The following is a 23207-nucleotide window of genomic DNA, read 5'->3' as shown; positions in this document are numbered from 1 at the left end:
TCCGCCACCCGGCGGTGCGTCTCTTCCCAGTCACATCCTGCTGCTCTCACGGGCGCTGTTGGCGATGCGATTCAAAGGGCGCGTCCGGGCCGGCGGTACGGCGTGGCCACCAGCACTGGGCCTGTCAGACCCCGGTGTTAGGGTCGCCGCCATGGCAAACCGTTCATACCTTTACTCTGCCGATTCGATGCCGACGCAGGACGCGATCCCCGAGGCGATCCGGTGCATATCCGAGCACAACTGGGGCATCCCGCTCGCCCACAAGCTCATGGCCGGGTACGGGACGACGATCGTCCCCTCCATGATCTGGAACCCGCGGATCGGCATCGCCGCGGACTACGACAGGGGTACGGCCCTGCTCCGCGACCTCCTGAACGCGGTCGGGCAGGGGCTTGAGGACGACGACGAGTTCGCCCAGTGCGTGGAGAAGACCACGGCCCACCTGGAGAAGCAGCGGGCAGGATGTTTCATCCTGGAGACCGGAGAGATCGTCTCCATCGCGGACGACGACCCGGAGGCGGCGGTCCAGCGTCTCGTCTCCGCCGACATCCCCGCGGCCGTCGCCCAGGCCGAGGCGGCGATCGCCGGTGAGAACGACGAATGGCTCGCCTCGGTCCGTGCCGACTGGCAGGAGCACTTCGCGTCCTTCTACAGCAACGCGCTTTACTTCTCCTTCCCCGGATAGCCGGTCCTGCCGGTGCCTGGACACGCCCCGGCCGGGAGCCCGGACCCGGTTCCGGGCGGGGGTCCTACCTCGACGGGCGTGTCCAGGCGCGGACGGCCAGCCGGCCGGTCGTGCCGAGATCGAGGTGGGGGGTCACGGTCACCGGATCGCCGCCTTGCACGGCCCGCACCCTGACGTAGGGGACGTTGACGACGTCCCCGGATTCGGTGGTGTTGCGCCACATGAGCCCCGAGAGGGCGCTCTCGCCCGGCTTCAGGATCAGAGGGCGGGCCGGCTCGTCGAATCCGGTACCGGTGGTGATGCCGCCGCTTCCCTCTACGATCTGGACCCCTTGGACGGGTGCCCGGTTCTTGTCCAGCAGTTCCAGGAGCGGGTAGCCGTTGACCGTGTAGTCGCGCTTGCCGCAGTTCTCCAGGTGCAGGCCCACCACGCGCAGCCCCATCGCGGCGTCGCCGTCGTCGGCGGTGATGCGGATGCCGGAGGGCGGGCACTCGCCGGATGCGGGCGGCGCCTCGGCGGCGGGCACCTTGGTCACCTGGGAGACCTTGACACGGGTCACCCGGGACGAGCCGGGGGTGAAAGTGTTCAGCCGGACCGTTCCCTGCACGGTCGCGCCGGGGCCGACCGAGCGTACGGTCTCGCGGGTGTTGGCCATGACCTCGCCGGCCTCGGTGGTGAAGTCGAACAGGATCGTGTAAGCGAGCGCCTCGGTGCCGTTGTTGGTGACTTCGTAGGCGGCCGAGATTCCGGAGCCGCCGGCGGGGAGGGGGGCGGCTCTGACGTCTGACCGGTCCGAGCCGGGGGAGGGCGCGACCGAGGGAATGGTCACGGAGGTGATGCGGACCCCGTCCGCACGCGGGGGCGTGACGGCGGTCCCGGACGCCGGGGCGCCGCACCCGGTGAGCAGCAGGAGCGCGGCGAGGAGCGGAAGAGCGGAAGGGATCCTGGGCATCACGCCACCCCATCAGGGAAGCGGATGCCAGGCCATGGCGTAAGCCACACTTTCTGTCACAGGCGTGTCACTGGTGACGGTCCGGCCCGCTGAGCGCCGCTCCTAACAGGACCGACCGGGATACGTAGACCGCAGTCGCCTCTACCGGCCCAGTGCGGCGGCCCCGGTGGTGTCAGTCGACGTCGAAGCCGTAGACGCCCGCTCGTGCGACCGCGAACAGTGTGAACTGGACCTGTGGTGTGTTCTCGACGCCGTTGGTGTCCATCTCGACGGGCGCGGCGTCCACCAGGACGTACTCACCGTGCCCGTCGAAGTCGCCGGGTCCGTCCGCGGCCCTGGTGCGGATCGGCGTCTCGTCCGGGAGGTTTGCGAGAGCTTCACGCGGCTGGGCGGGCCCTTACCTGCGGGGCGCGCTCGAACGTGTCAGCCATGCCCGTAGCTTGAACCGCCGTCGGCCCGAGTAGGGTTCGGCGCGCCGTCGGCAGGTGCCCGATACCCATCCCGGAGCTCATGGGAGCGGGTTGACGGCTGGCTGCATCGGGGGCGGTGCAGGTGCAACCTCCTCCGGACTACCGCTGTCGTGTCTTCGCCCCCCAGGGCAGGGTGCCTCTGCCGGTGCCTGCTGCCGCCGGAGCACTGGGCGGCACCGGTGCGGCGGACACTGCGGGCTCGGATGCCCGGCTCTGCTGTGAGCATCAACGGCATCGAGGGGGAGCCACGGTACCCCCGTCAGCTCGGCAAGGGCGTGGGCGTCGGGATCACGGCTGGGGCCCGTACCGGCTGACGGGTGTGCGACTGTGACTGGTCATCATGGATCAGTGAAAATTGCCGCCGTTCATGCCGTCGGCGCCGTGTCCGCAGGGGGAGGAGGCGCAGTGGATGGACCAGATCCGTGACCGTGCGGTGGCCCTCTACGTCCTGGGTGACACGGTTGGGCAGGACATCGCCCGCCTGGATGCAGCGAGCAGTTCACGGGACGTTGCTGGACGTGCGTGTCGAGGCTTTCAGTACGCAGGGTGTTCTTGTCTTGCGCAACAGCTCGGGCGAGTTGGAGCAGCTCATCCGCACCGACCGGGGGGACTCGGAGGTCGAACGCGCGCGGGCTCTGACCGGCACCGGGTGCGGGTCTATCGGCTCAACGAGCGTATGACTTCCCCCGCGAAGCTGGGGGTCCGTATCGTCGTCCACCTTGCCGACTACGGTGTCGACACGGATCCGATCCCGGATAACAGCGCGAAGCAGAACGTCCTGGCGGCGGCGGAGGGTGACACGGGCGTGGCCCAGCAGGCTTGGCAGCAGGCGGGACTGCCGGAATCCGGCGCGGTCTCGGTCCGCCAGCTTGCTGATGCCCTGGCGCTCGTGCCCAACGCCTCCGGGTGAGAGGGCGATTCCCCCCCAGCATCGGCAGCTCGTGTCGAATCCCCGTCATGCTGACTGTGTTCTGCCCGATCGTTGAGGATCCGATCAGGCACCTTGGCGGCTCATGAGGGCGACGACTTGCGGCCACTGAGCCATCCCTGGCCCTTTGATGCTTATCTTCACTTGCTTGGTAAATGCCGGTATCGGTGAAAGTGCTCAGAAAGCGGCTCTTGATCACCTAAAGTGGCAGGTCAGCAAGCCTGCTCCCCGCACCCGCGGGGATGGACCCTTGTCGGGCCGGCTGGCCTTGCTGGCGACGTTCTGCTCCCCGCACCCGCGGGGATGGACCCGGACGGCCCCGCCGGAGGCGCTACCGACGCCTCTGCTCCCCGCACCCGCGGGGATGGACCCCATGCCGATTGCGCCTGAGTACCTACACCTCACTGCTCCCCGCACCCGCGGGGATGGACCCCAGGGCACCATCACGCACGTCGATCAGGCGCCCTGCTCCCCGCAGCGGGGATGGACCCGTCGCCAAACGCCGATGGGCTCTGGTCATCGACTGCTCCCCGCACCCGCGGGGATGGACCCCTCGGCCTTGGTGATCCGCTCGTCCACGATCATTGCTCCCCGCACACGCGGGGATGGACCTGCCTCGTCGATGACGCCCAGGTCGAGCGCCGGCTGCTCCCCGCACCCGCGGGGATGAGCCCGACGGCGCCCACACAGTGCTCGGCGCCCCTGGCCCTGGGAGTGGCCCGTGACCGAGTCATTCCGCAGCCGTCAGCCACGCCAAGAGGCGGCGCAGGGTGAGGGACTCCGTGGGGTCGTGTGCGACGGCGAGGGCTGAGCGGAGGGCCCCGGCGGCAGGGGTTTCCGCGTCGGCGGTGATGAGTTGCCGGAGGGCGTTCCAGCGGGTTTCGACCGCCGTGCCCGGCGTCGTGCAGATCCGGCACCACAGGGGTACCGCGGCAGCCGGGTGGCCGAGTTCGAGGAGGAGGGCGGCGAGGTCGCCGGCCTGGTCGGTGGTGAGGTGGCAGGCGGCTTCGATGCGCTTGACCACCTCGTGCACCCCGGTGCGGCCCGCGATGCGCAGCCAGGCCCGTACGACGGTGGTCATCTCGGTGCTGGTGATGCCCGGGTCCGCCAGCATGCGGGCGCCCAGGTCCAGCACGGCCGCCGCCTCGTCGTGGTCCGCGAGGATCGGCAGGAGCCGTGCCCGCAGGGCCGCGCCGTCGTGGGGGCGGGCCTGCAGCGCGGCGAGGATTTCGTCGCAGGTGTCGGGTCCGCCATGGCGCAGGAGCACGGAGGCGGCCATGGCGCACGCATCGTTGCGGCATCCGGGGTGGTGCAGGACCTTCCGCGCGAGGGGGAGGACCGTCTCGGCGGGTGCCGCCCCGTCGAGACGGTGACGCAGGACCTGCGCCGTCTCGTCGGGGCCCGGGGCGAGCGTGTTCAGCCAGGACAGCACCTCGGCGGTCGATTCGGATCCGCCGCGCGCGAGCAGCAAGGAGAGTTCGTGGGCCGACCGGCGCATGCGCGGGGCCTTCTCCCGCAGAACGGTCCTGATGATGTCGGCGGCCTGACGGGTGAAGCCCTGGAGCCGCAGGTCGAAGGCGATGGAATCCCGGTTCTCGACGTTCCAGTTGCGCAGGCCCGGCATCATCGCGGCGATCTCGTCGGCGCCCCGGGCTCCGCGTAGCTCAAGCCAAAGCTCGACCAGTTCGCTGATCTCGTCGTCCACGATCGACTCCGAGAAGGCCCTGCGGGCCAGGGGTATCGCCTGCTCGGGGAGGTCGAAGCGGAACAGCACCATGGCCAGGCCGGCGACCTCCCAGGAGTTGATCCTGCGCCGGCCCGCGATCGTGGCCGCCACCTCCGGCGCGGCCCCGGGGCCGGCGACGTCGTACCAGAGCTCCCCGGCACTCCACAGGTGCCTTCCGTCCACCTCCGATTCCGACAGGACGGTGCGGGCCAGCTCGGTGAGCCCGTCGGTGCTGCCGAGTTCCAGCAGACGGGACGCCGCCGCCAGCCGCCCCCACAGCGATGCGTCCGGGTCGGTGACGAGGGCGCGCAGCCTGCCCGCGATGGACGGTGCTTCCTGCGGATCCAGTGACTCCAGGTGGCGGTAGCAGGCGAGCCTGCTCTCCTCGTCCTCGTCGTCGTCGGATTCCGTGAGGGACTTCAGCAGCCGGACGCCTTCGGGCACGTTCGCGACCCGGGCGTACGCCCACGCCGCCTCGCCCCGGTGGGACAGGTCGAGCCCCTCGGTCCGGGCGATCGTATGCAGCCGCTCGGCCAGCCTGCGGTGACCGCGCAACTGGGCGAGTTCGGCGAGGACGTTGTGGCCGGGCCGGAAGGAGAGGTCTTCCGGGTCGTGTGAGAAGTCGAGCAGGCGATCGATGACGGCCGTCTCCAGGGCCTCGCCGAGCGGCACTCCCGCGGTCACCAGGCGCAATGCCATGATCCGGTGACCGAGCTTGCCCGCGAGCAGGCGGCGGACGATGACGGCGACGTCGTTTCCCGGCCGCCTGGCCCACAGGGCGAGGGTGAACAGGATCCGGTTGCCGCTGGAGGAGTTGGTGATCTCCTCCGACCACTGGTCGAAGCGGGGGAAGTCGGAGGGGATCGCGGCGGCGGCGTCCCGGGCCGCGAGGAACTCCGCGAAGGACTGGTGGAGGAAGGACACCTCGTCGCCGTCGAAGGAGACGACACCGGACTGCGCGAGGAACTGGCCGAGCTCACCCCTGGCCCCGGGCGGCCATTCCAGTTCCGTCGGCAGGTGCCGGTCCAGCCATTCCAGGGCTTCGTCGAGCAGTGAGGCAGGGGGCTTCTTGGCGGTCCGTTTCCATGCCAGGTGGGTCAGCAGCCGTTCCTGGTGCGCCGTCAGCCATTCGGCCATTTTCCCGTAGCCGCGGAGGGTCCACCGTTCCAGGAACCGGTCGAGGACGGTGGCGTTGCCCTCGCGGGCGTTCTTCAGGTCGGCCAGGAACATCTCGTACAGCTCGACCCGGCCACGCGGAAGGGGACGGCCCGGGTTCCGGCTGCGGAAGGCCGCGGCGATGGTCGCCAGGAGCGGCACCTGGAGCACGTCCTCCAGGGAGGCGTCCGCGACGTCGGCGAGGAACTCCTCGGCCTGCCGCTCGGGCTCGGCATCGCCCTGCGCCGCGAACCAGCGTGCGGCGAACGTGCGCTGCCGGCCGCTGTCGAAGCCCTTGAGGGTGTAGAAGCCGAGGCCCGAGAGCCCGGCGAAAGGTTTCAGTTCCTCCTGGGGCAGGGGCCGGGAGGTGATGAGGAGCCGGCACGGGCCGTGCGGCCGGATCTGCTCGGCGAGCTTGTCCAGAAGCCGTTGGCGGACAGCGGGGGACGCCACTTCGTCAAGGCCGTCGACGACGACCAGCCAGGGGGCGCCGTGCGGGCGTACCTCGAAGTGGGAGCGGTCGACGGGGCTGAGGAGCGTGCCCGCGCGCCCGACCGCGTGGCTGAGCTGCAGGCTCCAGGGGTGGGGCGTCAGCAGGTCCGAGGCGGTGACGCGGACGGCGACCACGGCAGCCGGGCACCACGGCGTCTCGGCGTCCTCCTCGCAGAGCCAGTAGCGGGCGATCTGATGGACCAGGTGACGGCCCAGGGTGGTTTTGCCGGCGCCGGGGCCCCCGGTGATGAAGAGGTGGTCGTGACGGGAGAGGACGGCAGCCAGGGTGGGAGCGGTGTCCTGGTGGTGCCGCTGGGCCGACAGCGGGGACGCGGCGGGTGCCAGGGGCTGGAAGTCCTGCTCGACGTAGATCTCCGACAACGGGGGCTTGCGCACGCCGAGCAGGTCGTACGGGAACTGCTCCGCGGCGGACGCCTGGCTGCGCAGCAGATCCTCCAGGAGCGGGCTGGGCGGGGGCAGGGACTCCCAGGTCGGAGCGGGCGCCGTGGGACGGTTGCGTCGGGCGAGCTCTCTGCGGGCCAGGGCCCGGCTCGCGCGCAGCCAGTGGGAGGCGGCGGTCTCGGGCGGGCTGCCGAGGGCCTCGGCGAGGTGGCGGATGGTCTCGAGGCTGGGCAGCGCGAGCGCGTTGCGGATCGCGTACAGCGCGTTCTTGTCCGGCAGGGGACGGGCGTGGTGGTTGCGGCGGGAGGTGAGGAAGGCGTTGGGCGAGGCGTACCCGGCAGCGCCGAGCGCCTTCTCGAACCACTCGGCCAGGTCCGCCAGCTCCGGCAGGCTCTGCCGGCCGCTGGTCCTGGGGCGCCCCACGCTCACGTACCGCTCCTCTCTGGCCGGGGCGGGTTTCCTCGGCATTTCCGCAGGCTAGAGGGAAATCCGGCGTCCGGCGGAGAGTTGGCCGCATCCGTTGGACGACGGCCGGTGGGCGAGGAGGAACGGGGACATGACGGTACTGGGTGTGGTGGCTTCCCTGGGCGGAGGGGCGGCTCGGTGGCTGGTGGTGCTCGCGGTGGCGGGGATGCTGCTGATGGAGGTGGTGCGCCGGTGGTTCGCCTTCCGCACGTCCGCGCTCCGCGAGGCGGAACACACACGCAGGGTCCTGGCGGCGGTCGGGGGCACGGAGTCGGCTCATCGGGCGGAGGTGGTGGGGGCGTGCCTGGCCCTGGCCCCGGCCGCCGGCCCGGTCGCCCGCCTGGCCGCCGGCCCGGGGGCGCGGGCCGGGCGGCGGGGCGGAGCGGCCGGCTGAGCCGGTGGACACGGAGGCCCGGACTCGAAGGCTGCGGCCCCGCCTGCCCATGGGTCCCGGAACCCGCACCACTGAACGCCGGCCCAGGCGGCGGCTGCGCCGGCCGAGCCGCGCAGGTGGCCGCCTCAGGGACATGCGGCATCGGCCACTGTGCCGCCTTGTACGCGGATGTGGCCCGCCGGCCGCCATCCGCGACCAGCCACCCCGCCGGGGCACCGCATGCCCGGCAGGGCTGAGGAGCAGCTGACCGTCTGCGTCCCGTCCCGGCGTCGATGTGTCGGAGGTTCGAGGTGGCCCGTCGAGCCGACTGGTCTCAGCTCTCGCCGCACTGGGCGGGAAGCCGCCGATCACAGGGACCGCTGGCAGCGACTACTACCGCCCTCACCTTCGACCAGCCGCCTGGGCCGCTGGAACGCCCGGGCCATTGTGGGCCCTTCGCTCGCCCCCTCAACCGCGACAGAGAGGGCGGGAAGACTTCCTCGTTATCAGTGGCGCGGCGAGATGCAGCCCATCGAGTACCGCACTTGACTGGAGGAACCCGCCCCACCAGCTCGCCGCCGCCGACCAGGCCGCAGCTCAGGAGGCTTGGCAGTGAGCGGGTCTTCCGGAATCTGGTGTGGTCACTGTCCGGGTGAGGGGGCTACTCAGCCTCCATCGGCAGACGATGCCACCCTTGGTCTGCCCGTTCGTTCGGGCTCCGGTCAGGAGCCTTGACGGGGCATGAGGGCGACGGGCTTGTGACCCACGAGCCATTTCTGGCCGTTTTGCTGCTTATCTCCGCTTACTCGGAAATGCCGGTCTCGGTGAAAGTACTTCGAAACTGTCCCTTGGCCGCCTAAAGTGGCTGGTCAGTAAGCCTGCTCCCCGCACCCGCGGGGATGGTCCCGACCGCATTACCGCCACCGCCGACGGCCGCAAGGCCTCCCTCCTCTGCTCCCCGCACCCGCGGGGATGGTCCCGCCTCGTCCAGGCGCTCGTCGGGCTCGGAGGACTGCTCCCCGCACCCGCGGGGATGGTCCCACCTATTCGCAGGGGCATTACGGGCTCATGCACTGCTTCCCGCACCTGCGGGGATGGTCCCGCCAACGCCGCGTCGATGTACAAGCTCCGGATCTGCTCCTCGCACCCGCGGGATGGCCCCCCGCCCCCGGTGGCTTCACCACGTCCGGCGGCTGCTCCCCACCCCCGCGGGGATGATCCCGAGGTCCAGATCCCCCCAGCTCGACGTCGGCTGCTCCCCGCACCTGCGGAGATGGACCCACCCCCGAGCGCCGCGCCGCGATCGTTGCCTGATGCTCCTCGCACCCGCGGGGATGGCCCCTCTTCGCCCGCCAGGGCCAGGGACTCGCTGACCTGCTCCCCGCACCCGCGGGGATGAACCCGAGCTCCCAGGCGTGGGGGAAGCCCAGCTTTTCTACTGCTCTCGCCCGCAGGGATGGACCTCAGGTGCTCATGGCGACTGTTCCCCGCGCCCGCAGGGGTGGATCCGCCAGGGCGGTCGGGATGATGTCCGCCTGAGTCCTGCTTGCCGCAGTCGAGGGCATGGATCCGACTGCCACGAGACGTATGCAGGATCTGCTTCCAGCGCCGGGCGGGGATGGAGGGCCCTTGGCGAGCTCAGGAGACGTAGGCCGTCTCGGCTGCCCCGTGCCCGCCGGGTTCGTGCCCAGGCTCCCGTCGTGCCGGCCCTCATGGCGAAGGCGTCCCGTCGCTGGACGGCCGTGGGGAGGTCAGTGACCTCAGGTAGTCGTCGAGGAGTTCGGTCTGGCGGGCCGGTGGGAACGCCTCGGGGGCGAACAGGGCCTGGACCGTCAGGCCGAGGCTGAAGGACTGGGCGGCGGTCGCGATGCGCTCCGGGTCGCCGGGCGGCAGTTCGCCGAGTTGCTGGGCCGCCGTGACGAGGTCGCGGAGCTTGGCCCGGCTCTGGGCGTACTTGCGGGCGTGGTCCGCGCTCACGGTGGGGTCGGCCAGGGCCGTGTCCCAGGAGGAGACCCAGATCCGGTTGCTGGCCGTGGCCTCGGGGGTCAGCGGCAGGACGCCGAGCAGCGCGGCCCGCAGGGCGGCCAGGCCCTGGCCGCCGGAGGGGCGGGGGCGGGCGGCGGTGCGTTCCGTGAGCAGGTCCAGGGCGTAGGCGACGAGGTCGCGCTTGGCCGGGAAGTAGTGGGTGAGCATCCCCGTCGTGGCGCCGAGCTCGGTGGCGACGGCGCGCAGCGTCAGGCCGCCGAAACCGTGCGCGGCCAGCACCCGCCAGACCGCCTCCGAGACGTCGCGGCGCCGGGCTTCGTGGTCTCCCTTGGTACGTGGCATGCTGCTACGGTACATATCCGTAACGCTTGTTATGCGAATGGGGTCCACATGTTCTCTCTCCCGCTGCGCGACGGCGCCCGGCTGAGCCCGCTCGAGATATGGCACGCCGAGGAGTTCGCCGCCCACCTGGACCGGGCGCGCGAGTACATCCGTCCCTGGGTCGGGGCGGGCTTCGTCACCGACGGAGTGGACGGTGCGCGGGGCACCCTGCAGCGGTACGCGGAGCGCCAGGCGTCGGACGGCGCCCGCCTGTACGGCATCCGGCTCGGCGACGGCACGCTGGTCGGCGGCGTGATGTTCACGGCCTTCGACGCCGCCTCGGGCTCCTGCGAGCTGGGCTGCTGGCTGGAGCCGGCCGGAGAGGGACACGGCCTGGTCACGCAGGCGAGCGGCCTCCTGCTGGACTGGGCCTTCACCGCCCGGGGCCTGCACCGCGCCGAGTGGCACTGCCGCGCCGACAACGACCGCAGCTCGGCGGTGGCCAAACGGCTCGGCATGACCCTCGAAGGCGTACGCCGCGAGGCCTGGCCCTTCGGCGGAGCCCGTCACGACAAGCAGGTCTGGGCGGTGCTCGCCCCCGAATGGCGAGCGCGTCCGCAGTAGCCGAGGTACGGGCGGGAACGAGGGTGGGAGCGGCGGCGCCGGTCCCAGCGAGGCCCTGAGGGCGGGGCAGCCCCCCATCTCCCCGCACTCGACGGCCCTGCGGTGGAATGTGAGGCAGCCGGGACAGCGCCCTGGCGCGCGTCCGCCCACCAGGCCGTCCGGGCAGCCGCTGGCCCGTACGCGGGAGACAGAGGTACCCCCCCGCCGGTTCACACTGGCGGGAGAGGAAGTCAAGGGAATGGGCGTTGCCCTCGAACCCACTGGCCCGTGGACCGTCGCCGTCCTGGCTCTGCCCGAAGAACGACGTACCCGCTACGACCTGCTGGGGGACTCCCTCGTGATGTCGCCCGCCCGGGGCGTACGCCACCAGCGGGCCAGCTTCCGCCTCCACGTCGCCCTCGACGCGGCGGCCCGCGCCGCCGGAGCCCCGATCGAGGTCCTTGAGGGCGTCAACGTCATCCTGCCGTCCGGTCTGGTTGTGTCGGACATCGTCGTCGCGGACGCGGGAGCCACCGCCGAGGACGGTGTCAGCATCGGGATGGAGGCCGTGCTGCTCGTCGTCGAGCTCGTCTCCCCGGGCAACGCATGATGGACCGCAAGGTAAAGCCCCTCCTCTACGCGGAGGCGGGGATCGAGTCATACTGGCGCTTCGTGTTCGAGCCCGCGCCCCGCCTGGTCGTCGGCGAACTCAAGGACGGTGCCTACGCCGACGTCCTGACCGCTGAGCCCGTCACACTCACACGCCTCACCACGACGTTCCCCCGCGACGTCGACCCGGCCACGCTGACACGCCAGTAGGCGGCTGTGCCGGGGGCGAGGCGAGCGACGAAGCCGAAGCCGTTGGCCCTCGCCCTACACGAAGATCGCTACGACCTCGGCCTCAGGGGCGTCGCGATGCGGCTGTCGGGGATGCAGCGTAGGGCTCCCGCCGGAGGTTGGAGGTTCTGGGAGCTATAGCCCGAAATGGCAGTTTTAGTGAAAGTGCTTCAGAACGACACTCTGCCTCCGTAAAGTGGCAGGCCAGCAAGCCTGCTCCCCGCGCCCGTGGGGATGACCCCCGGCCACACCTTGTTGAAAGTTCTGCGACTGGCTGCTCCCCGCGCCCGCGGGGATGACCCGACGGACGTGCGCGGTGGCCCTCCCTGGCAGAACTGCTCCCCGCGCCCGCGGGGATGACCCCAACCCCCGACAGATCAGGTCCAAGACCTGCGGCTGCTCCCCGCGCCCGCGGGGATGACCCCACCCAGCTCGAAGTCCTCGTTCCCGTGCTGGACTGCTCCCCGCGGCCGCGGGGATGACCCGCGGTTCCTGTTCCGTGCCATGGCGCGCAAGAGCTGCTCCCCGCGCCCGCGGGGACCCTTCGTGGTCGACCAGGACGGCCACGTCAACGACTGCTCCCCGCGCCCGCGGGGATGACCCCATGCAGCAGCTCATCAAGGCGTCGCGAGCGAACTGCTCCCCGCGCTCGCGGGGACGAGCGCTCCGCCCTGAGCGTGGAGGTGTAGCCGGGCGCCGACGAGTCCTTCGGTGTGCGGGCTCGCCCAGCGGACCCCTCGCCCGGAAATCGGCTTCAGCTGTTCCGCACCACCCTGTTCCACCCCATGAGTGCGGCCTCCTGGGAAGCCATCGGCGAGGCCGGGAGCATCCCGTCACCTCCCCGGCGGCGAAGTGACCAGCCACAACGGCGTCACCGCGTGGGGCAGGTCGTCCGGCCCGGTACGCGCGTGGTGCTGTTCGATCGCGGCGCGCCGCCGGCCGTGTCGGCCTGGGGCGCGATGCCGATCGTGGCCCGTCTCACCGTGGCGGCTCGCCGGGCGGGCGACGGTGCGCGGGCCGCCGTGCTCGACCGGCAGATCGTGGCCGTCCGCGGCATGGTGGCTCGGGGTGGGGGCCGGCGGCGGCAGCGGGCCGCGTGCCGGACTCCGAAGGCGGAGGAGGAGCGGCTGGCGCCAGGGCGGGCCGGACCGGAGCGGTGGCAAGGGGCCGGATCCGGCTCGCGCAGGGGCGTTCGTCGGCCTATCGCGGTGTGGGCCAGGGGATGTCGGTCTCGGCCGGCTGGTCGTAGGCGACGGTGTCGACGTTCCAGCCGTACAGGCCCCTGACCTCGTTCATGAACCAGTCGGCGCCGGACCGGGAGGCTTCCAGCCCGCGCTGCGGGTCGGCCCAGAGTTCGCGGACGCGGTCCTGTACCTCGTCGTCGAGTTCCCATCCGTCGAGGCGGATGCGGCCCGTCTCGTCGAGGACGAGCGGGGTGCGGCCTTCGAGCTGGTCCCACAGGTCGGCGGCCTGTTCGGCGGGGGTGCGGAAGCCGCGGGGGCCGAGGACGGTGTGGAGGAAGGCGGTGTAGAGGGCGATGGAGGGGATGGCGCTGGAGGCCTGGGTGACCGCGGCGCCCGCCACGACCGTGAAGGCCCGGCCGTCCTTCTCCTTCAGGAGGGCGGAGTCGTTGAGGTCGCGGGCGGTCTGTTCCAGGTGTTCCTTGGCCGCGCCGATGGTGCCCTGCCGGTAGACGGGGGCGGTGACCTCCGAGCCGACGTAGGTCAGGGCGGCGGTGGTGAACTTCTCGGCCAGGAGCCCGCGGCCGGCGAGGGCCCGGATCCACAGGTTCCAGTCGTCGCCGCCCATCACCGCGACGGTCGCACGGGTCTCCTCGTCGGTGCCGGGTTCGATCCGGGCCCACGACACCTTCGGGTCGGGGCCGGAGAAGTCCAGTGCGGGCGCCTCGTAAGGGGCACCGAGGGGTTTGATCACGGAGTGGTGGACGGTGCCGGAGCCCGGGTCGGTGCGGCGGGGGGCGGCGAGGCTGTAGATGAGGTGGTCGACCGGCCCGTAGTGCTCTTCCAGCAGGTCCGCGACGTGCGATTTGGCGTCGGCGGAGAAGGCGTCGGCGTTCACGAACCGGATGTCGTGGCCGGCCTCGGCGGCGAGCCGGGCGGCGGCCGCGGTGCGGTACCAGCCGGCGGTCGCGGTGCGGCGGCCGGTGTCGGCGGTCTCGAAGGCGACGCCGATACCGCGGATGCCGTGCCGGCGCAGGCCGGTCAGGAGGGTGGCGAGCCCGTACCCCGCGGAGTGCCCCAGGATCAGCGCGACCGGGCGGCGGCCGTCGGTGCGGGCCGGGATCGCCTCCCAGGTGCGGCGGACGGTCTGTGCGGCGCCCTCGGGGTGGGAGTTGACGATGAGGAGTCCGCGTTGCTTGGGCTCGATCTGGCGAAGGCTCACGAGGGGTCTGTTCCGTTCCGTCCGGGGCGAGGCGGACGAGGAGGGTCAGCGGGTCCGCGATCGTGCGCAGGCGGCCGGTCTCCTCGTCCGGGATGGGATGACGGCGGACAGCCCTGAGTCGGGGTCGGTGCGGTTGGTGCCGGGCTCGGCCAGGGCCAGACCGTCCACGCCGAAGCCCTGCTCCAGCCGTCCGTCCATCGTCCAAGATCGTATCCACGGGCCGGTCGACGCCATGTGACAGTGCATCACGCAGGATGTGCTCGCTCCTTTGTCGGTCCGTGACATTGACAGTTCCTCAGTGCGCTGGGGCGCGGAGCCGCTGTGTATTGGGGGGATCCGGAGCAGTCCACGGCGGTCGTGGCTCAACCGGCCGACGGGCCGGATCCGCATGGGACGACGACGACACCGCCCAACGGTCGAGGACATGCTGATCACCCACCCGGTGACGGCGCGGGCAAGGTCCGCGCGGAAGCCGGTGACGGCGGCTCGGACCAGCGTGCGACGGCGGGGTTCACGGTCGAACATGGCGTGGTCTCCCCAGGGGGGCTCCGGTGCAACGGCCGCTCCCAGGCCGGCGAATCGTTTGCGGTCAGGGTTCTGGAGCAAGCGCTCAGGGGATGCCGCACGTCCGTGCCGAGGCCGGCCGAATCCTGTCTCATCTGCTGGTCCGGTCGGGGTTGTTGCGCCAGTCGGCTGACGGAGAGATCGGCTTCCTGCACCAGTCGTTCCAGGACTATCTGGCCGCCGAGGCCATCGTCGAGGCCGACGACCTCGGCCTGCTGGCCCGCCGCGCCCACGAGGACCAGTGGCAGAACGTGGGCCTGCACGGTCTGGCCGCCCAGTGCCTGCCGTACGCCACGGAGCTGGCCCCCAACGTCCGCGAGTGGGGCATCCAGCGCGCCACCGGGAGCGGCCTGTAGACCCCCCTCCGCGACCGGACGCTGGTTCGGCCTGTCACCGGGGGACGGCAGACTACGTGCATGAGCCACATCGACGACGACACCAGCCGCCACGGGCTCGGTCTGACCTGGGTGCAGTCCATGGGCGGACCGCTGATCGTCGTGCCCGTGTCCGCCCTGCACCAGTGGGGCGGCTGCACCGAGGGCGGTGCGATCGTCGGCGGCACGGACGTGCCGGACGACTACGACCGGGCCTGCGCGGTCCGCGCGTACGCCGGAGTGGTCGACCTGGGCGGCACCCGCACCGCGTCCGCGCTGGTGCTCGGCGATGAGCCCGCCACCACGTGCTACCTGCCCGAGCAGAGGATCTTCCTACGGTGGCTCGCCGCCGACTCCGACACGGAGCTTCTCGCCGCCGCCCAGACCGTACTGAACGACCCGGCGACGCCGTGGGAGGCGTGCGGGGTCTGGGAAACCGATGGCCCGGCTGTGCTCATGGACTCGGCCGAGGCCGGCAAGGACCTCGGCGTCCCCTACCCCGACGGCGGAGGACAACCGGAGCAAGCCCCGGTCGCCGTGCCCGCAGGACGGTGGGAGGTCCGTGCGTGCCACAAGACCGGTGAGTTCCCCTGGGTCGGCGTGGTCCAACTCCTGGCGGCCGAGCACGGTTCCGCTAGGCCGCGCGCAGGGGAGTAGTCCGCCGGGTTTCGGCCACTCCGGCGGGCGGAGGCGGCTGGAGGTGCAGGCGTACTCCTCGAAGACGAACGGGTCCTTGCCCGGCCGGGCGAGAGTTCCCGAAAGGGTGGTATTGCCCCAAGACGGCTGAAGAGAGACACAGGAGTGGGCACGGTGGTCTGGTCTCGGCGGGCAACCAGGGACCTGATGGGGGAACCGTCCGCCGTATGACGGAAAGGAACCGCTGTGCTGTTACGCAAGCGCATCGCCCTCACCGTTGCCGGATTGGCCCTGGCTGGCGGTCTCGCCGCCGCCCCGGCCGCGAACGCCGCGCCGTCGGCGCGGTCGACCGGCAGTGCGGCGGTCGCGGCCGCCACATGCTCCGTCTGGAAGGAGATCAACATCACCGGGGGCCGCGCCAAGTACCGGGAGTGCACACGGACGCAGAAGGGCAAGCCGCAGGTCAGCGGCACGTTCCAACTGTGGGACACCAAGCACGACGGCAAGTCCGTCCAGGCGTACGCGAGGACGGATTACGACCACTGGTACGGCGACAAGGTCACCTGGGAGCACTTCTACGCCTGGGGGGATGACAAGCATCCCAGCGGGATGATCACCTCGGGCTGGCGGGAGGGCGACGACTTCGAGCTGGTGATCGAGCTCAAGTAGCGACATCGGCCGGAAGTTCCGCAGGCCTCGCCAAGACGCGCACGCACGCCGCCCGACGCGAAAGACAGGCCTCGTCTGCGTTGCCCGCGGAGGTGCGAGGAGGGGCGATGGGAGCGAAGACCGGCCTGTTGGCCTACACCAGGGGCAGCCTGGCCGAGGCACTGCGGGACCGGCCGTACTACACGAGGAGCGGTGATGACGAACCACCAGGCCTCAGTCTTCATCGACGAGGGCGCCTTCGGGGTCTTCGACCACGGGCGAAGTGCCCATCGAAATCGCCGACTGGTCAGGTGACTTGATCGCCCCTGCGTCCGTGTTCCCGCGATGTCGTCCCGCCGCGCCCACGGGTGGCGGATTATCCGGTTCCACAGGTCCGGTCGAATCATCATGTTCACCTCCGCACCTTGCCGGTAGCGCTGAAGTTCCGGGACGGTGCACATGCCACCCACACCGAAAGAGGCGCCCATGAGTGACCAGACCACGAAGGAAGTAGTCGTCTCTATTCCCGACATGGGGCTGAGCAAGGCCGAGCTCGCCGCCCTCCAGGAGAAGTTCCACAATAATATGGTCGAATCCATGAAGGGCAAGGACGACCAGGCCTTCATCGAAGTGAGGATCAGCGTGTCGGTCGGCTTCTAGCTGCTCCAGCCGTCACACAGATTCCCGGGCCTCGCCATGTACACCCATAGCGAGGCCCGGTCCTAATGAGGGATCCAGAGATGAGAGTGTGTCTGATCAGTCCCCCGACGGTGACGGAGTACGAGGACGCCTCCGTGGCCGAGAACCGCGCCAAGCAGATGGTCTCCGAGACCGTACCGCTGGGCGTGTTGAGCCTGGCTGCGGTGCTGGAGAAGGGAGGCCAGCAGCCGCTCATCGTCGACCTCAACCGGTGGTACCACGAATTTCTTCGCAAGCACCACAGCGGCGAAGCGGGCGTCGACGGGGAGTTGGTGGAGTTCTCTGCTTTCGCGGCCGAGCGGATCAAATTGCTGCCTGCCGACGTTTACGGATTCAGTACGATCTGCAGCAGCTACCCATTGACTCTGCGCATCGCCGAGACCGTCAAGCAGGCCAAGCCGCATTCCGTCATCATTCTGGGCGGCCCGCAGGCATCAGTGGTGGACGTGCCCTCGATGCAGGCGTTCCCCTTTATCGACTACGTGGTGCGCGGCGAAGGCGAGGAATCCCTGCCGCTGCTTCTGGACGCACTCGACTCGGGCTGCTCGCCCGCCCCCATCGAGGGAATCACCTTCCGGGCTGGCGCCCAGGTGGTGCGGAATCCGAACGCTCCGGTGATCAAGGACTTGGACGACCTGCCGACGCCGGCGTTCCACCTCCACCCGTTCATCAAGGAGTGCCGGGACCTCCCCCTCGAACTGGGCCGCGGATGCCCGTTCGCTTGCGAGTTCTGTTCCACCAATGACTTCTTCCGGCGCCGCTTCCGCCTGAAGTCGCCGGGGCGCGTGCTCGAAGAGATGCGGAAGGTCAAGCAGGAGTACGGAATCACCGCCTTCGACCTCGTCCACGACATGTTCACGGTGGACCGGCGCAAGGTCGTCGAGTTTTGCGAGACGCTGCTGGAGAGTGGCGAGAGTTTCCAGTGGTCCTGCAGCGCCCGCACTGACTGCATCGACGAGGAGCTCATCGCGCTGATGTACCGCGCGGGCTGCCGAGGTATTTTCTTCGGAATCGAAACCGGCTCCGCCCGGATGCAGAAGATCGTCAAGAAGCGCATTGATCTCCACGAGGCGATGGAACGACTCGAATGCGCCGACCGGTACGGAATCAAGACGGCTGCCTCGCTGATCACCGGCTTCCCGGAAGAGACGCTGGAGGACCTGCGCGGGACCATCGCGTTCCTCATGGACGCGCTGCGCCTCGACCACGTCGAACCGCAGCTGCATCTCCTCGCCCCGCTCGCCGACACCCCGATCCAGCGCCGCTACGCCGACCAGCTCACGCTGGACGGGATCTACTCGGACATGTCCCACCAGGGATGGCAACAGAGCTCCGAGGACCGGGAAATGATCGCGGCGCACCCTGAGGTCTTCCCCAACTTTTACACCGTGCCCACCCCGTGGTTGGAGAAGTCCTACCTCAAGGAGCTGCGGGAGTTCGTCCTCGTCGGGATGCAGCGCTTCCGATGGCTTCTGATCGCACTACACCAGGACAGCGGCGATCTGTTGACTGTCTTCGACGCGTGGCGCGCATGGCGCCTTCCGCGCGGCGGTCAAGAGTGGACGTCTTCCTTCGACGTGTCCGCCTACTACGCGCATCTGGACTTCCAGAACGAGCTGTTTCAGTTCCTGGAGAGCGCCTATCTCACACCGTCGGTGAACCCGAGCCATCCGGTCATCGTGGAAATGCTCAGGCTCGAACGTGCAGTGTGCCGGCTGCGGAAGGAGGCCGACGGGGAGCAGCGCCGCGCGGACGCCAGACCCGGTGTGCCGCACGTTCCGTCGAGCATCTCGCTCCTCAGACTCGCGGTCGACTACGAGCAGCTCATCGCCTGTTTGAGGCGGAGGGACAGCCTCGCCAGCCTGCCCGCCCGGAGTTCGACGCTCGCCCGGGTCGCAAAGGAGGGTGAGGAGGTCTCCTACTTCTCGCTCAGTCCGCTGTCGGTCGAGTTGCTTGAACTCTGCGACGGCGTCCGATCGAAGGACGAGATCATCGAGGCGTTCGCATGTTCGGATCCCGACACGGGAGGGGTCGACGCCAGGAAGGCAGGGATCTTCGGGCTGGAAGTCCTCCGGCAGCAGGGGCTCGTCGGAGTGTGAGAGCACTCCGGGTGCGATTCGCCGCGGCCAACGCGAAGTCCGGAACCTGGCGGTGGCGCTAACCGCAACATCTGCCACAACAGACTCACCGCCTCAGAGCCTCCGTTCGGGGAGCGGTCACAGTGTCCGCTCCCCGAACGTGTCTCTTCTGCGTCCCACTCTGAATCCCACCCTCCAGCTGCGGTGATGGCGTTCGGCGACGTTCTTGGGTCGCCTGCTCGTTTTGCCCACGTCGTAGCGGGTGGTGGGGTTCCGGTTCTTCGAGCCGAGGGGTCTACCGGGGCCGGGCCGGGCTGGGTTTCGGCGCACGGGCCGGACAGGGCGGGCGAGGCGGAGTTGAGTGTGGGCGGCGGCGGTGATCAGCCAGGTCCACCGGTCTGCCGCTTGAGGCGTGCGGAGTTTCGGGCGGGTCCAGCCGAGGGTCTCCTTGACCATCCGGAAGGTGTGTTCCAGGTCGAACCTGCGGAGTAACGACTGCCAGCGCAGGTTGGTGTCTTCGTCAGTCAGGCGGGTGGCCGATGTCCACAGCCAGACGGGGAGCGGATCGTGGCCACCGCAGGCGGCCGACCTCCAGGTAGATCAACGCGCCTTCGATGACAGGGAGTTCGCCGGTGCTCCGCCCTCAGCGTGAGGTCCACCGGCGTCGTCACCGGACCGTCCCCACACAGCAATGCATCCGTCAGCTGGAACAGTTCGTCTGCTCGTGCGGTCAGGCACGAGCAGAAGCACTCCCGGAAGCGTGACGCTCCCGCAAACGTCTCCCGGCGAGCATCGTGTTGCAGCAGACTCACTCACTCCTACGGCCTTCGCGTGATCGCGGTTCTGTGAGGGAACGCGTGATCATGCGGGGGCCGTCCGCCTATCCGGCAATGCCCAGGTGAGTGACGGCCTACGACTCACCGTTCGAGCACGGAATCCGTTGAGCGAGCTCAGAGTGCTCAGCACCTACTCGGGCTGTGCCAGCACCTCATCCCATAAGTTGCCCCCGTCTGCCCACGTCCACAGCCACTGGCGCAGCGAGGGTGCCGCGTGCCGCAAGCCGTCGTGAGGATCCTGGCCCCAGTCCGGTTCCCAGCCGTCGGCATCCCAGAGCAGCACTGGGTGATCAACCGCTATCAGCGCGCGGCACGGCTGCCGGGCTCATCCGTGCCCGGTACGGCCGGCGCGACCGTGGACTTGCCGGAGCCGGAGTTCCCGCGGAGGAAGACCAGCCGGGTGTCGGGGGTTCCCGTACGCATCAGGGCACCCTACCCCGGGGGCACCGCCGCGGCGGCGCAGGCGAGCGTAGCCGCCGTCTCACTGCCGCCCACCGTGGGATCGTCAAACCCCCTACGAGAACAACGCCACGATGCCCGCCACGACCGGCTGACGATCACGCCGTCCGGCCCGCACCGTCGTGTGGTCGGCGCTACGCTGCGGCATCGCCCGGAATCCGCCGGGCCGGGGCGAGGAGGTCGGCCGTGAGCGTGAGGACCGAGTGGGAGCCGCTGCCGCTGCGGGAGGCCGTGGCCCGGTTCGAGGGGTGTGGGGCGCCGTGGTGGATCGCGGGCGGGCACGCCATCGAGCTGGCTGCCGGCCGTGTGCTCCGCGAGCACGGCGACATCGACGTCCTGCTGATGCGCCGCGACCAGCTCGCCGTCCAGAAGGCCCTGGCGGGGTGGGAGTGGTGGGCGGCCGACCCGCCCGGACACCTGCGGCCGTGGGCGCCCGGCGAGGTCCTGCCGCCCGGTGTGCACGACGTCTGGTGCCGGCCGGCCCCGGACCGGCCGTGGCAGGTCCAGGTGATGCTCGACGAGACCGACGGCGACGACTGGGTCTCCCGCCGCTGCCCGCAGGTGCGCCGGCCGCTGGCCGGGCTCGGGGCGGTGAGCGCGGACGGCGTCCCCTACCTGGCGCCGGAGGTCCAGCTGTTCTACAAGGCCAAGGTGATCCGGCCGAAGGACGAGCTCGACCTGGACTCCGTGCTCCCCGTACTCGACCCCACCGCGCGGACGTGGCTCGCCGACGCCCTGTTCACCGCGTACGGCCCGCACCCGTGGGCCGACCTCCTCCACCCGCAGGGAGCCCGCTCGTGACCCGGCTCTCGACGGCGGCGCCGTACTACGCCCCCTACCGGCCCCCGCACGCCGACGCCTTCCACACCGTGCTCGCCGACCGCTCCTTCTGCCTGGCCGGCTCGCAGACCTGCCCCGACCTCGGCAGCGGGCCGGGCACGATCGCGGTGCCGCTGTCCCGGCGCGTCGGCCACGTCTACGCCGTCGGCCCGCGCGGCCGCCATGCTCGACGAGGGCGCGCGACTGGCCACCGGGCAGGCCGTAGCGCGTGATGTTGACGGACGCCTCCAGAGCGCGCGCCGTGCGGCTGAGCCGGGCGAGCCGCAGGTGCACCCGGGTGACCTCGGGTTCTTCGCGGACGACGTGGTCGGGGAGCTCGCCGATGAGGGGTTGGCGGCTGCGGCCCGGCCGTCTTGACATGCGGACCCTGCCTGTTCCGGCCAGAGGCGTGCGGCTTCCCTGACGAAGGGGTGAGGAGGTGGGGGTAGTCGCCGGCCTCCTTGACTGCTGCTGCCCGCAGGTCGGGTTCCTCGGCCTGGCGGCGGATCATCTCGGCCGCCTCATGGTGTACGGGTTGATGTAGGGCAGGTGCGCGAGGCCCACGGGACCGCGGAACGGCGCAAGGCCGAGCGTGACGCCCTCCTCGCCAGGATGAACCCGCCCCGCAGGTTCCGGGTGGACGGCGGACGCCTCGTCGAGGTCGAGCTGCCGTGAACACCCCGCCACCGCCCGCTTCGGCGCCCGGCCCGGAGTCGCTGAACCCGGAACCGCACCGCGATGGGACATGCAGGAGGATGGTCCGTGAAGGCCTCCCTGAACCCGCATCGCCTCGGTTGTCGTGTCGCATCCGGGGCGACCGCCCCTATGTGACGGAGGAGCATGGACGACCGCCAGCCCCAGAGGACCGTGACCACGCCATGAGCACCGATCCTCTCCCCGGGTCGTCCGCCTTGATCTATGTGGAGGACGTCACGCCGGCCGATGTCGAGGGGCTTGAGGTGTTCCTCAGAGCGAGAGTCGCACGATCTGCGGCCGCTGAGCGCGGAAGTGACAAAAGGCAGGTTGCGCGCTCGGTCGGCTCGGCTCTGGACGTACTCGCGGGCAATCTCACCCACTGGCTCCAGTACGACCCTGACGCCCTCACGCCGCAGGAGGCGGCGAACGTGCGCGGCATGATCCGAACGGGGTGGAGCGCCTTGACGGCGTTGGCCTCCCCGTGGGCGGGGCACGCGGACTACGATCGCGCCCGGTGGCGTTCGGCAAAAAACTGGGACGCGGGCGAAGCCGCCGAGTGGCAACGCCGCTTGGAGGCGGCTGCCAGGCAGGTCCCGGTCCAGCGCTGGGGTGCTGCTCATCGGCATGGAGGTATGTCGTCCTGGTCATCCCTTCTAGGAAAATTGCCGGATTCTCTGGAAGTGCTCGAAAACATGGCCCTACCCACATAGAGTCCCAGCTCAAGAAGCCTGCTCCCCGCGCCTGCGGGGATGGCCCCGAGATCACCATCCTGAAGGCCCTTTCGCCGGCGGGCGGCTGGATCGCAAGCGATCCCGGACCAGCCGCGACGGTTTTCAGGGCCGCACTCCTGCCGCGTGCCCACGCGGGTGCGCCCGGTCAGACCGGCAAGAACGCGGCGAGTTGCTCCCACTGCCGTACGGACGAAGAGTCGGGTGTGGTGGTCACCAGGTGGAGGCTGACGTGGTCGGCTCCGGCGTCGAAGTGCTCTTGGACGCGGTGGGCGATGTCCTCGGCGCGGCCGTGGGCCACCAGTGCGTCGACCAGGCGGCCGTCGAGCGCGTCCGGGTGTGCGTGTCCAAGTCCACGCAGCAGGTCGCGCCGGTTCGGCAGGGCGGCCGCGGCTGTGGTGCGGGCCAGGTCGGCGGTGTCTGCCTCGTCATGGCCGAGCACGCAGAGCTGTGTGATGGCCAGCAGCCCTTCCTCTCCGAGGACGGTCCTGACCGCTCGGGTGTACTCGACGGGCATGCCCAGCACGTTGGCGCCCAGGGCCCGTCCAGCGGCGAGGGCGAGCATCCCGGGATCCAGCGCGGCGAGTACGCGGTTGGGTGAGGCAACCGTGTGGGGTGGCCCGAACGGGGCGTTGTCCAGCGCGTCGAGGTAGGCGCGCATGGTGGCCAGAGCCGGGCCGGAGCGGTGGCCTCGGATGTCCTGAGCCAGGCTGGGGTGGCTCTCCCACAGGCCGAGCAGGAACCGGCCGGGGAACGCCTCCTCCAGGGTGCGCTGCGCGGCGGCGGCCGTGACCGGGTCGCGGGCGTAGATGTCGGTCATGCCGGAGGCCACGGTGATGTGCCGGGTGGCCGCCAGGAGGATCGCGGCCTGC

23 protein-coding genes, 1 pseudogene and 2 CRISPR repeat arrays are annotated in these 23207 nt (G+C 70.4%); of the genes and pseudogenes, 15 read left to right on the top strand and 9 right to left on the bottom strand.

Annotation, left to right across the window (positions count from 1 at the left end):
• Nucleotides 1-187: 187 nt before the first annotated feature.
• A complete protein-coding gene (locus AB0F18_RS14560) occupies nucleotides 188-685 on the top strand; it encodes a hypothetical protein (protein WP_362059453.1) in 498 nt (165 codons plus the stop codon).
• A gap of 64 nt (nucleotides 686-749) precedes the next feature.
• Here the strand turns inward: AB0F18_RS14560 and AB0F18_RS14555 are convergent, their stop codons facing one another.
• Together AB0F18_RS14555 and AB0F18_RS14550 are read right to left on the bottom strand one after the other, a co-directional pair.
• Nucleotides 750-1637: a DUF4232 domain-containing protein gene (locus AB0F18_RS14555; RefSeq protein ID WP_362059450.1), complete on the bottom strand. Its 888-nt coding sequence runs from the start codon at nucleotides 1635-1637 to the stop codon at nucleotides 750-752.
• A gap of 172 nt (nucleotides 1638-1809) precedes the next feature.
• Entirely contained in the window at nucleotides 1810-1983 is a 174-nt protein-coding gene (locus AB0F18_RS14550) for a DUF6225 family protein (RefSeq protein WP_362059547.1), read from the bottom strand.
• Between the two features lie 800 nt (nucleotides 1984-2783).
• Between AB0F18_RS14550 and AB0F18_RS14545 the strand changes: the two genes are divergently transcribed.
• Entirely contained in the window at nucleotides 2784-3017 is a 234-nt protein-coding gene (locus AB0F18_RS14545) for a hypothetical protein (protein WP_362059447.1), read from the top strand.
• Nucleotides 3018-3256: 239 nt separating this feature from the next.
• Nucleotides 3257-3709: a CRISPR direct-repeat array (repeat unit 29 nt; unit sequence CTGCTCCCCGCACCCGCGGGGATGGACCC).
• 56 nt (nucleotides 3710-3765) lie between these two features.
• Here AB0F18_RS14545 and AB0F18_RS14540 read toward each other — a convergent pair.
• Nucleotides 3766-7239 (bottom strand): NACHT domain-containing protein, encoded by a 3474-nt coding sequence (locus AB0F18_RS14540; RefSeq protein WP_362059444.1) that lies wholly within the window; start codon nucleotides 7237-7239, stop codon nucleotides 3766-3768.
• 127 nt (nucleotides 7240-7366) lie between these two features.
• Between AB0F18_RS14540 and AB0F18_RS14535 the strand changes: the two genes are divergently transcribed.
• A complete protein-coding gene (locus tag AB0F18_RS14535) occupies nucleotides 7367-7669 on the top strand; it encodes a hypothetical protein (RefSeq protein ID WP_362059441.1) in 303 nt (100 codons plus the stop codon).
• A 1689-nt stretch (nucleotides 7670-9358) separates the two neighbouring features.
• On the opposite strand, the gene AB0F18_RS14530 is transcribed toward AB0F18_RS14535, so the two are convergent.
• Complete coding sequence (locus AB0F18_RS14530; RefSeq protein WP_362059439.1) at nucleotides 9359-9976, bottom strand: TetR/AcrR family transcriptional regulator; 618 nt, start codon at nucleotides 9974-9976, stop codon at nucleotides 9359-9361.
• A gap of 48 nt (nucleotides 9977-10024) precedes the next feature.
• Between AB0F18_RS14530 and AB0F18_RS14525 the strand changes: the two genes are divergently transcribed.
• From AB0F18_RS14525 to AB0F18_RS14515, 3 genes are all read left to right on the top strand, one after another.
• Entirely contained in the window at nucleotides 10025-10579 is a 555-nt protein-coding gene (locus AB0F18_RS14525; RefSeq protein ID WP_362059436.1) for a GNAT family protein, read from the top strand.
• Nucleotides 10580-10817: 238 nt separating this feature from the next.
• Entirely contained in the window at nucleotides 10818-11168 is a 351-nt protein-coding gene (locus AB0F18_RS14520; protein WP_362059433.1) for a Uma2 family endonuclease, read from the top strand.
• Entirely contained in the window at nucleotides 11168-11377 is a 210-nt protein-coding gene (locus AB0F18_RS14515; RefSeq protein ID WP_362059430.1) for a hypothetical protein, read from the top strand. Before AB0F18_RS14520 ends, AB0F18_RS14515 begins: the two co-directional genes overlap by 1 nt.
• 231 nt (nucleotides 11378-11608) lie before the next feature.
• A CRISPR array of direct repeats spans nucleotides 11609-12059; the repeat unit is 28 nt; unit sequence CTGCTCCCCGCGCCCGCGGGGATGACCC.
• Between the two features lie 536 nt (nucleotides 12060-12595).
• On the opposite strand, the gene AB0F18_RS14510 is transcribed toward AB0F18_RS14515, so the two are convergent.
• Together AB0F18_RS14510 and AB0F18_RS14505 are read right to left on the bottom strand one after the other, a co-directional pair.
• Complete coding sequence (locus tag AB0F18_RS14510; protein ID WP_362059428.1) at nucleotides 12596-13798, bottom strand: enoyl-[acyl-carrier-protein] reductase FabV; 1203 nt, start codon at nucleotides 13796-13798, stop codon at nucleotides 12596-12598.
• A gap of 45 nt (nucleotides 13799-13843) precedes the next feature.
• Entirely contained in the window at nucleotides 13844-13996 is a 153-nt protein-coding gene (locus tag AB0F18_RS14505) for a hypothetical protein (RefSeq protein WP_362059425.1), read from the bottom strand.
• A 419-nt stretch (nucleotides 13997-14415) separates the two neighbouring features.
• Between AB0F18_RS14505 and AB0F18_RS14500 the strand changes: the two genes are divergently transcribed.
• The 5 genes from AB0F18_RS14500 (at nucleotide 14416) to AB0F18_RS14480 (ending at nucleotide 18818) form a co-directional block, all read left to right on the top strand.
• The gene (locus AB0F18_RS14500) at nucleotides 14416-14718 is read left to right on the top strand and encodes a hypothetical protein (RefSeq protein WP_362059422.1); all 303 of its coding nucleotides are present in this window, start codon (nucleotides 14416-14418) and stop codon (nucleotides 14716-14718) included.
• Between the two features lie 60 nt (nucleotides 14719-14778).
• Complete coding sequence (locus AB0F18_RS14495; RefSeq protein WP_362059419.1) at nucleotides 14779-15393, top strand: Imm21 family immunity protein; 615 nt, start codon at nucleotides 14779-14781, stop codon at nucleotides 15391-15393.
• Nucleotides 15394-15618: 225 nt separating this feature from the next.
• On the top strand, nucleotides 15619-16041 hold the full coding sequence (locus AB0F18_RS14490; RefSeq protein ID WP_362059416.1) for a hypothetical protein: 423 nt from the start codon (nucleotides 15619-15621) through the stop codon (nucleotides 16039-16041).
• A gap of 465 nt (nucleotides 16042-16506) precedes the next feature.
• The gene (locus AB0F18_RS14485; RefSeq protein ID WP_362059413.1) at nucleotides 16507-16680 is read left to right on the top strand and encodes a hypothetical protein; all 174 of its coding nucleotides are present in this window, start codon (nucleotides 16507-16509) and stop codon (nucleotides 16678-16680) included.
• 134 nt (nucleotides 16681-16814) lie between these two features.
• Nucleotides 16815-18818 carry a radical SAM protein gene (locus tag AB0F18_RS14480; protein ID WP_362059410.1) on the top strand — a complete coding sequence of 668 codons (2004 nt, stop codon included), beginning with the start codon at nucleotides 16815-16817 and terminating at the stop codon, nucleotides 18816-18818.
• Between the two features lie 117 nt (nucleotides 18819-18935).
• Here AB0F18_RS14480 and AB0F18_RS14475 read toward each other — a convergent pair.
• Together AB0F18_RS14475 and AB0F18_RS14470 are read right to left on the bottom strand one after the other, a co-directional pair.
• Nucleotides 18936-19431: pseudogene (locus AB0F18_RS14475) on the bottom strand (hypothetical protein); the annotation flags it as partial.
• A gap of 502 nt (nucleotides 19432-19933) precedes the next feature.
• Complete coding sequence (locus tag AB0F18_RS14470; RefSeq protein WP_362059407.1) at nucleotides 19934-20056, bottom strand: hypothetical protein; 123 nt, start codon at nucleotides 20054-20056, stop codon at nucleotides 19934-19936.
• Between the two features lie 249 nt (nucleotides 20057-20305).
• Here AB0F18_RS14470 and AB0F18_RS14465 point away from each other — a divergent pair, with 249 nt between their 5' ends.
• The 4 genes from AB0F18_RS14465 to AB0F18_RS14450 all read left to right on the top strand — a co-directional run bounded on the left by AB0F18_RS14465 (nucleotide 20306) and on the right by AB0F18_RS14450 (nucleotide 22317).
• The gene (locus AB0F18_RS14465) at nucleotides 20306-20893 is read left to right on the top strand and encodes an amino acid transporter (protein WP_362059545.1); all 588 of its coding nucleotides are present in this window, start codon (nucleotides 20306-20308) and stop codon (nucleotides 20891-20893) included.
• Nucleotides 20890-21144: a hypothetical protein gene (locus AB0F18_RS14460; RefSeq protein WP_362059404.1), complete on the top strand. Its 255-nt coding sequence runs from the start codon at nucleotides 20890-20892 to the stop codon at nucleotides 21142-21144. Before AB0F18_RS14465 ends, AB0F18_RS14460 begins: the two co-directional genes overlap by 4 nt.
• Nucleotides 21145-21460: 316 nt before the next feature.
• On the top strand, nucleotides 21461-21586 hold the full coding sequence (locus AB0F18_RS14455) for a hypothetical protein (RefSeq protein ID WP_362059401.1): 126 nt from the start codon (nucleotides 21461-21463) through the stop codon (nucleotides 21584-21586).
• A gap of 203 nt (nucleotides 21587-21789) precedes the next feature.
• On the top strand, nucleotides 21790-22317 hold the full coding sequence (locus AB0F18_RS14450) for a hypothetical protein (RefSeq protein WP_362059398.1): 528 nt from the start codon (nucleotides 21790-21792) through the stop codon (nucleotides 22315-22317).
• Between the two features lie 166 nt (nucleotides 22318-22483).
• Here AB0F18_RS14450 and AB0F18_RS14445 read toward each other — a convergent pair.
• Nucleotides 22484-23207, bottom strand: a 724-nt coding sequence (locus tag AB0F18_RS14445) for an LLM class flavin-dependent oxidoreductase (protein WP_362059395.1), incomplete at its 5' end; no start/stop codon positions are given.

It is taken from the genome of Streptomyces sp. NPDC029216, from assembly GCF_040648015.1.
Classification (GTDB): Bacteria; Actinomycetota; Actinomycetes; order Streptomycetales; family Streptomycetaceae; genus Streptomyces.
This window is presented reverse-complemented; position numbering and strand designations above follow the sequence as displayed.

Bases quoted from the DNA above. Each gene is read 5' to 3' on its own strand.
- AB0F18_RS14530 (WP_362059439.1), bottom strand. From the start codon at position 9,976: ATGCCACGTACCAAGGGAGACCACGAAGCCCGGCGCCGCGACGTCTCG.
- AB0F18_RS14545 (WP_362059447.1), top strand. From the start codon at position 2,784: ATGACTTCCCCCGCGAAGCTGGGGGTCCGTATCGTCGTCCACCTTGCC.
- AB0F18_RS14485 (WP_362059413.1), top strand. From the start codon at position 16,507: ATGAGTGACCAGACCACGAAGGAAGTAGTCGTCTCTATTCCCGACATG.
- AB0F18_RS14515 (WP_362059430.1), top strand. From the start codon at position 11,168: ATGGACCGCAAGGTAAAGCCCCTCCTCTACGCGGAGGCGGGGATCGAG.
- AB0F18_RS14505 (WP_362059425.1), bottom strand. From the start codon at position 13,996: ATGGACGGACGGCTGGAGCAGGGCTTCGGCGTGGACGGTCTGGCCCTG.
- AB0F18_RS14500 (WP_362059422.1), top strand. From the start codon at position 14,416: ATGCCGCACGTCCGTGCCGAGGCCGGCCGAATCCTGTCTCATCTGCTG.
- AB0F18_RS14535 (WP_362059441.1), top strand. From the start codon at position 7,367: ATGACGGTACTGGGTGTGGTGGCTTCCCTGGGCGGAGGGGCGGCTCGG.
- AB0F18_RS14560 (WP_362059453.1), top strand. From the start codon at position 188: ATGCCGACGCAGGACGCGATCCCCGAGGCGATCCGGTGCATATCCGAG.
- AB0F18_RS14450 (WP_362059398.1), top strand. From the start codon at position 21,790: ATGAGCACCGATCCTCTCCCCGGGTCGTCCGCCTTGATCTATGTGGAG.
- AB0F18_RS14520 (WP_362059433.1), top strand. From the start codon at position 10,818: ATGGGCGTTGCCCTCGAACCCACTGGCCCGTGGACCGTCGCCGTCCTG.
- AB0F18_RS14470 (WP_362059407.1), bottom strand. From the start codon at position 20,056: ATGCGTACGGGAACCCCCGACACCCGGCTGGTCTTCCTCCGCGGGAAC.
- AB0F18_RS14495 (WP_362059419.1), top strand. From the start codon at position 14,779: ATGAGCCACATCGACGACGACACCAGCCGCCACGGGCTCGGTCTGACC.
- AB0F18_RS14525 (WP_362059436.1), top strand. From the start codon at position 10,025: ATGTTCTCTCTCCCGCTGCGCGACGGCGCCCGGCTGAGCCCGCTCGAG.
- AB0F18_RS14555 (WP_362059450.1), bottom strand. From the start codon at position 1,637: ATGCCCAGGATCCCTTCCGCTCTTCCGCTCCTCGCCGCGCTCCTGCTG.